Source organism: Ezakiella coagulans, assembly GCF_003096635.1.
Lineage (GTDB): Bacteria > Bacillota > Clostridia > Tissierellales > Peptoniphilaceae > Ezakiella > Ezakiella coagulans.
Window position 1 is genome coordinate 1 of record NZ_QEKV01000018.1, and the last position, 8,866, is coordinate 8,866.

Genomic DNA, 8,866 nt, shown 5'->3' on the forward strand with positions numbered 1-8,866 from the left:
GAAAGTTTGAGCCAAGCTCTTTATTATTTGCTTTTTTTAGTGGTTTTTGCTTCCACTTTTGAATTAACTTTGTAGTTAGATTCTTGTCTACTTTTTACATTATTTCATTTTTTAGGTTCTTGCTCCTCTTTTGAGGTGCATTATATAGTGTAACACACTATCTTTTATTTGTCAAGTCTTTTTTAGAACTTTTTTAAAATATTTTTAAATTTTTTCGTCCTGTTTGACTTAACTTTTATATCTTAGCACAAATATTTTGTGGTGTCAAGTGTTTTTTCTAATTTTTTAAAATATTTTATTTTTTATAATATCTTCATATAATATTTAAAAAAAAGAGCCTCATAAAGAGACTCTTTTGTTCGCTATTTAGCAATAACAGTTACCGATCTTTCTTTTTTATCCCATTCGATGTCTTGTTTCATTTCATCGTCACTATTGCCATTTGTTAAATTAAATACTTTTGAAACATTTGTAAGGCTTACAAAGATTCTTCCATTTTTATTAATAGGTTTCGAATCCATAGTAATTTCCTTACCATCTGATAATTTTATTTTATCACCATCGATTTGAATTGATGCAACAATTCCATCTTTTGTGAATGATGCAGTTCTGGTTTCTTTTTCGTATTTAACTTCAGCACCTATAGCTTCAGCTAAATATCTTAACGGTAACATTGTTCTGTCATTTTGAATGAACGGTGCGACATCAATTTGCACTGTTTCTTCTTTGCCGTCAACTGTCTTTACATATTCACTCTTGTCAATGAAGAATTTAAAAGTTGCTTTTGCTTCATTATTTTCTTCCTTGACATTTTCTTTCTTTTCTTCTTTGGTTTCTTTAACTTCCGTATTCGCTTTTTTTACAAAAACTATATCCCCATTTTCAAACTTTGTACCTTTTGCAAGCTCTATAATAACAATAGGTTTAACAAGGACTGTGTTTTCAGGAAGTTTTGTTATTTCAACTTCGTATCCGCCGTCGACTGCTTTTAATGTGTAGTCTTCTGCAGGAAGCTCTTGTTTATTGTATTTTGGTGTTGATGAAGACATTGCATCTACTTTGATTTCTTTGTATTGCTCATCAGTTACGTAGTTTATCTTGAAATAAACTTTTTTATCTTCACCTGATTTTTTCAAATCTTTTAAGCTTGTTTTTATTGTAAATTTGTTATCTTTTAAACTTACATATTTTTTCTTATTATGCGGATTTTCAGTATCTCTTTCACCTGCAACTTCAAAATCTACAAGTGCTTTTCTTGTAAAATCTCTAAAGAGTCCTTGTTTTTTGCCATTTACTTTTTTAAATGGAATTTTTTTAATTTCTTCAAGCTTTGCATCATCAATATCTTTGTCTTCCAAAAGTTCCTTTGCTCTTTTAATTGCAGCTTTTATTTCATCTTTTACTTTTTCGTCTTCGTACTTTATTGCAGGGTTGTCAATAACGCTTTCATCAATAGTGTCAAGATAGGCTTTTAATTCTTCTTTGGCCAATTTTATTTGTTCTTCTTTAGTCAATTCTTTTTCAGCAACTTCAACAACTTCTGTTTTCTTGTCTGTTTTTGCTTCTTCTTTTGCAACTGTGCCTTGAACTGATGCGAAAACCATTGAGAGTCCCAACATACATGAAACAAATCCTACAGCGAGCTTTCTCATTCCATATCTTGCGTTTTTATTATTTCTATCCATATACTTTCCTCCTGAATAAATAATTTAAATATGCATCGGAGTTTCTACTTTTTTATATTATAAAAAAGCTGTATCAAATCCGAGTCATTATTTATACGCATTATATCATATTTTTATATTTTTTCTTTTATAAAATTGTTCTGTTTTTTGAAAAAATATAAAATAAAAGCTTTTCTTTCGAAAAGCTTTTATTTTAATATACAGTATTTATGCAGTTTTATCTGTTAGCCTGATCCACTGCTTCATTATATTTTCTGATTGTGCTTTTATGGAAAAACAGAGATGCAAATGCGACAAAGAAATTTATGAAATACTTTAAAATTTCAGTAACAACAAGTACAACTATAAAAATTAATAACGTTTTTGTGATACTTCTTGAACTATCAACTTTAAGGTTGCCGAACATTCCCTTTTTAACGGTCCCCTTTCTAGGATCCATAAATAAACTTGCAGCACCCGCCAATTTCATAGTTCCATAAGGGTTGAAAAGCCAGAGCATTTCACCTTTGTACCTTTTATAATCCGCATACCACGAATAAGTGTAATTCGAAATTAAAAAATAAATAATTGCAAATACATTGGAGGCAAAGTCCCCTTTACTTATAAATAAAGTATACAGTATAGAAATTATTATATAAGAGTTTATATAAAATCCTATTCCTACTTTTGGGGTGCCAAAATATGACGGATTGTCATACGGGTCCTTCGACTTATTTTCATTATTCATCGGGGCAGGTCCTTTTGTCGGCTTCTTATATTCACTTGGTTTTATATCACCTTTTATTATCCAAGCTCTCTTATTGTCGCTATTTTTTCCTGCATTATAATCCTGACTTCCTTTTTGCGGAGGTTTGACATAATCGTCATGTGCATTGTTTTTTGTTGCTGACGGCGGCTTTACATAGTCATCGCTATTTGAAGCCGGTTTAACAACCTCTTCTTTACTAGAAGTCGGCTTTACATAATCATCGTTCTTTGAAGGTGGCTTTACATAATCGTCACTCATTATCTATTCCTCATTTTCATCAAATCTTCAGTTGCAATTGTGTTAAGATCATCCGTATTCGTTTGTGCAACTCTTTGGCTCATAATTCTTATAAGTTTTTCATTTAAATTTCTTATCCATCTGCCGTTTGAATTATCATTTGACATAGCATAATTTTCGGCAACAACATCTCTGTACAAGTCTTTGTCGACAACATATCCGAACTTTTCCAAATACATTAAACCGATTTTTACGATTTCGTCAATCGAATAATCTTCAAATGTGAACTTATTTGGAATTCTTGACTCAAGTCCGGAATTCATCTTTAAGAACTCAGCCATCTCTCTGTTGTACCCGGCAAGAATTATGACTATATTGTCTCTGTTGTCTTCCATGAATTTAAGAATCTCGTCAATTGCTTCGTTTCCAAAATCATTTGAGCCGTTTTGACATAAACTGTAAGCCTCATCTATGAAAAGTACTCCACCTAGAGCCGACTTCAAAACTTCTCTCGTTTTAATTGCAGTTTGTCCCACATATCCGGCTACAAGGTCACTTCTAGATACCTCTATAAATTTATTGTCCTTTATAATCGACTTTTGATATAAAATATCTCCAAGTATTCTTGCAACCGTAGTTTTTCCTGTACCCGGATTTCCAAGGAATAATGAGTGTAATGAAAATGTTTGGTTTGCCTGGCCTTGATCACGCCTTTTTTTATTTAACTCTGCAATTGAAATAAATTCCGCAACCTGACTCTTAACTTGCTCGATACCGATAAGTTTATCAAGCTTTTCATATGCATCCTCATCTTTGCCCTCATAGTTTTGATATTTTCCAATGTTAAACACTTCATCAATGTCAGAATTTCTTATAGTCGCCATATCGTCAGAATTTTCTTCAAGAACCCTCTTTGCAAAAACCTTCAAAAGTTTTTCGTTGAAATTTCTGATCCATCTTGCATTCGACTTGTCAATTGACATTTCGTATGCATCTTTAACACTCTTTTTGTAGTGTTCCTCATCTTCAAGAACATATTGTTTGTCTTTTAAAATATTTTCTCCGATTTGAACAATTTCGTCTCCTGTGTAATCTTCGAAAACAAACTTATTTGCGACTCTCGATTTTAAGCCGGGATTTGTCTCGAGAAATTGCTCCATCTCTTTTGTGTAACCGGCAAAAATAATCATAATTTCATTTCTATGGTCTTCCATATATTTAAGAATCGTATTTATCGCTTCTTGTCCGAAATTCACTGAAGAGTCGCCTTTATTTAAAGTATACGCTTCATCTATAAATAAAATTCCACCCTTTGCTTTTTCCAAAAGCTCATAGGTTTGCTCTGCAGTCTTTCCGACATACGACGAAATAAGGTCCGATTCACATGCTTCGACAAAAATAAATTTTTCCTTATTATGGAGTGCCCCGTTTTTAAATAGAATTTCTCCGATAAGTCTTGCAACCGTCGTTTTTCCCGTTCCAGGATTTCCCAGGAAAACAGAATGAAGCGAATTTTCTTCGGGCTTGAGACCTTGCTCAACTCTTTTCTTGTTGAACTCAACCATCCTTACCATCTTATTTATTTCTTCTTTTACAGAATGAAGCCCGATAAGCTTATCGAGTTCAGCTTGTGGATCATCTGAAACCTCTACTTCAAAGTCTTTATCGAAATTATCGTCGGACTGATCACCAAAGTCGTTACTTTCAACTCTTTCTTGTTGTTGTAAAGATTCGACCTCGATTCTTCCGCCATCTTTGCATTCCATTTGAATTTGATTTATCTTTTCATAGTCCCATGTTTGATTATAAGTCAATTCATCAATAAGTAGTAATGAATTATTTGAAACTCTAATATTTGGCTCTATAATTCTATTTAGATTAACATGTGCCGCTCTAAAAATCGAATAATCATTTAAGAAAATGTCAACCCTTGTCTTATTTTCGCCCATAATATTAATATTGTCATTAGAGACTAGCTTTGAGTTATTTTGCCCTGTAATGCATTCAATAATATTCGTATTCATCATATCAACGGTACTTAAATCACAATGAATTGAAGATATATTACCATTTTTCAAACTTAAATAAGAGTTATTTACCAATCCAACACAAGCGTGAAATTGTGATTGAGAAACATTGGTGTCTATACACAAAACATTTGACCTGTCTATATACATAGCGGGGAATTCTTTTTCATTGTCTCCGCCTTGGATAAACGTATTTTGAAGCGTAGCAAAAGACTTAACTAAATGCACTGCATTACCATTAAATCTCTTGATTGTACTTGAAAATGCCGTGATTTCTGACTGATATGCTTGAACTAAAGTATTTAAAACTGAATTTCTAACTTCGAGGCATCCAGCCTCAACTAGAATTCTTGTCAACAATCCATTTTTTTCAGGCATAAATGCTCTCTCAAGAATTAATTTCGAAAACCCTCCAACATAAACTTCCGGATAAAATTGTTCATTTGAGCCGATTTTCAAATTATTAGTTTGTTCAATAATAACATTAGATAACTTTGCCGTAGAATTACCTTTAACTGCAAAAACGTTATTTCCTTTATCACTCGCTTCAAAGAAAATATTTGATATATTGACATTTACACCATTTAAAACCTTTACAAATCCCATAATTTTATTTGTAATTTCATTATTGGTATTTGGCGTGCCTTCTATACTTATATTCTTGTCTATAATTAGAACTGAAGTTCCAAGTGAAAGATTTAATCCTTCAGCTAATTCTAACACATCCCCATCTTTGCATGCATTAAATGCGGCTGAAAACTGCCATTGATCGTTTCCATTTCCTATCAAATATCTAGACATAATACCTCCACTAAAATCACTTTTCTTTACAATAATTATAACATTAAACGAACTCTTTATCAATCAAAATACACTTGGCTATTCACAAAATAAAAAGCAACTATACGACTAATATAGTTGCTTAATTTATTAATATATTTTTGCGCCTGCCGGAATATTTCCATCAAGCATTATTAAATTTAAAAGTTCTTCTCCATCATAGTCGCAGACTGCTGAAAGAAGCATTCCACAAGATTCAATTCCCATCATTTCTCTTGGTGGTAAATTCGTTATTGCAAGAAGAGTTTTTCCTACAAGTTCTTCTGCGCTATAGGAATTTTTGATACCTGATAAGATTGTTCTGTCTTTTCCGCTTCCGTCGTCAAGAGTAAACTTTAAGAGTTTCTTTGATTTTGGAACTTCTTCACATGCTTTAAATTTAACAACTCTGAAATCTGATTCTGAGAATTTTTCAAAGTCTACAAAATCTTCGAAAAGAGGTTCAACTTTAACTTTCGACAAGTCGAGCTTTTTTGCAACCTTAGGTTCTTCGTCGTGTTTTGATGATTCGCCGTTTTCAGCAAGATCTTTTGCAAGCGGTTTCATCGTTGGGAAAATCCCCTTTACTTTAGATAATTGTCTAAATCTCTATAAAAGTCTATTTTTTGGTGCTTCTATATTTACGACAATTTGCTAACTCTCTATAAGTGCCCATAGATTTCTAGCAAATTGTCGTAAATTTGTCGTAAGCTGTCGTAAATTCTAAAATATAAATTTCATTGTGCTGTTAAATTGTTTAGCCCTTCGGTGTTTCCACCTACTATGACTTCTGCTGACTTCTCATAGTTCGTTGTTACTACTGTGTCGTCTATGAGACCTCACGGGATAAGCCCTAATACTTTCATCGTTTACTTGCAGAATTTACGCCTTGGGTTTACGGTTACCTTTTGGGTCTTTGCTATCTGTTGCTAGCCTGCCCACCTGTTACGCCTTGTATTCTGTTCCTGTTCGTCAAGCCACGATTTCGCTATTGCTTCTTCTCTCCTAGATGTCACCATCTAAAACTTGCAAGTCGCTATTAGATTCGTTGGTAACTACGCTCTGTAGGGATTTTCACCCCAGCATTAGAACATACCCGTCATACCCAAAAATATCTATGGAGGGTTTTACTCCCCCATAGATATTATAGAGCCTCAAAATTTTAGTTTAAGTAAAAATGAAGGAACAGAATCTTACTTTTTATATTCAAATCGTTCTCTGTCATATTTTACTTCTTGCTTGTACATTTCTACATATTTGCCTAAGGTCTCCTCTTTTACTTCTTTTAAAGATAATTTAGGCTCATCAATTATTTCGGATAAATTCGGTCCCGAAATCAACAAAGAACCATCCGGCTGTACACATGCCGCAAAAATATATGTCGAGTTTTCAACCAAGAGTTGATCATTCTCGTAAAGAATCATTTGCCCATCTTTTGACCTTCCTCCACACTTAATTAAAAGTATATTCTCCTCAGTTGGCAACTCTCCTTTTATATTTTTGATAACACGAATAGTGTAATGAGTATACGGCGTACTAACTTCCTTCGTACCGTTTTTAGTTTCCACAACTACCGGATCTCTATACTCAACCTTTTCTTCTTTAACCACCTTAGCTATAAAATAATGATCTGAAAAACCGATGACCTCATTTGGATTATTCATATCTATAGCAAAGTCAGCATGTAAATAACTAATTGAATCTTGATTTTTGACGTTCTCATTAGACTTTCCACATCCAGCAAAAATGATAACACAGCACAACATGCACAGAATTGCACAAATCGTGGATTTCTTTGATATTCTATTCATCCCTACATCTCCTTTCTAATAGTTATTATAAGCTTCGTCATACGAGGATTTATCAGTTGATGATAAGCTTGTTATGCTTAACTTTCCTTGTTGCATAATATCTTTTGTACCATCAGTATGGTCCAATCCAAGTGCATGACCCAATTCGTGAGTAGCAGTTTTTATTCGCTGAGCAGATGTCATGTCTTCAAAATTATAATCATTGAATTTTATTGTACCATTAGAACTTGTGTAACCCATAGTAGTTGATACTTCATAATAATCACTAATAAAAACATCCTCTACAACGAAAATTGAGTCAGGTCTAATTACTCCTGAACGATGACCTTCCCAGAGATTAACTCCTGATTGAACACTACTTAGGTATTTGGTGTCACTATCCCAATCCAAATGTTTCCCATCATCGACTAAATCCCAACCTTGTAAAGCGGTATACGATGTAATTGTTGTCATCAATAAAACCATCAGTAATATGGCAAAGACACTGATTTTTTTCATAAGTTTCTCCTTTCTATGATTTTGATCGCTTGATTTATTATCTAAGCGTATAAATTGAAATGAGTACATTTCTCTAATCACCCAAAACTAAACTCTATACCATCTCCATTCTTATACCTTTGAGGATTCGTATAAATCACGATAATTACCTCCCTCTTATAATTTTGCTTAACCTAAATATATTTGACATTAAAATCAAATATATCCTATTTTTCCAACTGTTGTTTCTAGCTATATTATATAATATAGCATCTAAACTAATCGCCATTACTATATCTCATAGGATTTAAATCCATTATTTCACCTCCTATCTATCTTACATATGAGTTTATCTTTACCTTTCCTGATAATGTTGAATTTGTTTGATTAATAATCGTAACTATATATTTACTACCCCTATAAGCTTTTACTTTTAATGTTGAGTCTGAAGCAAATCTTTCATCATAGATAATTTTTCCATCTTCTTCAATAATTACAGAATAATCAACTCCTCCGGAGCAAGACATATCTTTTAATCTAACTGTAAATCCATCATGTACTGGACCTATCCATGTATCCATGTTAAATTTATATTCTGTATTAGCAAATCTATCTAACCTAATACTCTCGTCTATATTTGCTGATCTAAGTCCTATACTTGACACTTCTCCTAATTCTAACTTTTGATACTCTTCGTCACTTATTATTTGAACCCTATCTCCAAATTCCGAGTTTATATTAGTGACTATTTCACCTTTTGTATCAATCCTATCTTGATTTAGATCGGCCACATTGGCAAATACTGGTAAACAAAATGTAAACGCAAACATAAAAACCATCAAACCTGCAAGTGTCTTTTTCCATTTTTTCATAATAAGCATCCTTTCTTTATTTGGGTTTAAATTTAAAGCAAAATTATTTATATTGCTTTTTATCTCTAATAACTTTAGCATTGATATGCAATATTCTTTTCTATTTTTTATTGTGTCGCCTAATTGTTGAACCACTAGCTTATCGCAATTTATTTCTATATCTTGGTCTATATATTTTAAGCTTAGCCAT

The 8,866-nt window shown here is 32.6% G+C and carries 5 protein-coding genes and 2 pseudogenes; all 7 read right to left on the reverse strand.

What is annotated here, in order from left to right; all coding sequences use genetic code 11:
* Positions 1–362: 362 nt before the first annotated feature.
* Positions 363–1,685 carry a copper amine oxidase N-terminal domain-containing protein gene (locus C7381_RS08460; RefSeq protein ID WP_052085333.1) on the reverse strand — a complete coding sequence of 441 codons (1,323 nt, stop codon included), beginning with the start codon at positions 1,683–1,685 and terminating at the stop codon, positions 363–365.
* 217 nt (positions 1,686–1,902) lie between these two features.
* A complete protein-coding gene (locus tag C7381_RS08465) occupies positions 1,903–2,691 on the reverse strand; it encodes a hypothetical protein (RefSeq protein ID WP_116480618.1) in 789 nt (262 codons plus the stop codon).
* Complete coding sequence (locus C7381_RS08470) at positions 2,691–5,498, reverse strand: AAA family ATPase (protein WP_116480619.1); 2,808 nt, start codon at positions 5,496–5,498, stop codon at positions 2,691–2,693. The genes C7381_RS08465 and C7381_RS08470 overlap by 1 nt, the downstream gene beginning before the upstream one ends.
* A 129-nt stretch (positions 5,499–5,627) precedes the next feature.
* A pseudogene (locus tag C7381_RS08475) lies at positions 5,628–6,095 on the reverse strand (lysine--tRNA ligase); the annotation flags it as partial.
* Between the two features lie 614 nt (positions 6,096–6,709).
* Positions 6,710–7,327: a hypothetical protein gene (locus tag C7381_RS08480; protein ID WP_116480621.1), complete on the reverse strand. Its 618-nt coding sequence runs from the start codon at positions 7,325–7,327 to the stop codon at positions 6,710–6,712.
* A gap of 15 nt (positions 7,328–7,342) precedes the next feature.
* Positions 7,343–7,825, reverse strand: coding sequence for a matrixin family metalloprotease (locus C7381_RS08485; protein WP_245893837.1), 483 nt, complete (start codon positions 7,823–7,825; stop codon positions 7,343–7,345).
* A gap of 311 nt (positions 7,826–8,136) precedes the next feature.
* A pseudogene (locus C7381_RS08490) lies at positions 8,137–8,866 on the reverse strand (M56 family metallopeptidase); the annotation flags it as partial.

What these genes read in the sequence shown, in the direction of transcription:
- C7381_RS08460 (WP_052085333.1), bottom strand. Translation starts at nt 1,685, where the DNA reads ATGGATAGAAATAATAAAAACGCAAGATATGGAATGAGAAAGCTCGCT.
- C7381_RS08465 (WP_116480618.1), bottom strand. Translation starts at nt 2,691, where the DNA reads ATGAGTGACGATTATGTAAAGCCACCTTCAAAGAACGATGATTATGTA.
- C7381_RS08470 (WP_116480619.1), bottom strand. Translation starts at nt 5,498, where the DNA reads ATGTCTAGATATTTGATAGGAAATGGAAACGATCAATGGCAGTTTTCA.
- C7381_RS08480 (WP_116480621.1), bottom strand. Translation starts at nt 7,327, where the DNA reads ATGAATAGAATATCAAAGAAATCCACGATTTGTGCAATTCTGTGCATG.
- C7381_RS08485 (WP_245893837.1), bottom strand. Translation starts at nt 7,825, where the DNA reads ATGAAAAAAATCAGTGTCTTTGCCATATTACTGATGGTTTTATTGATG.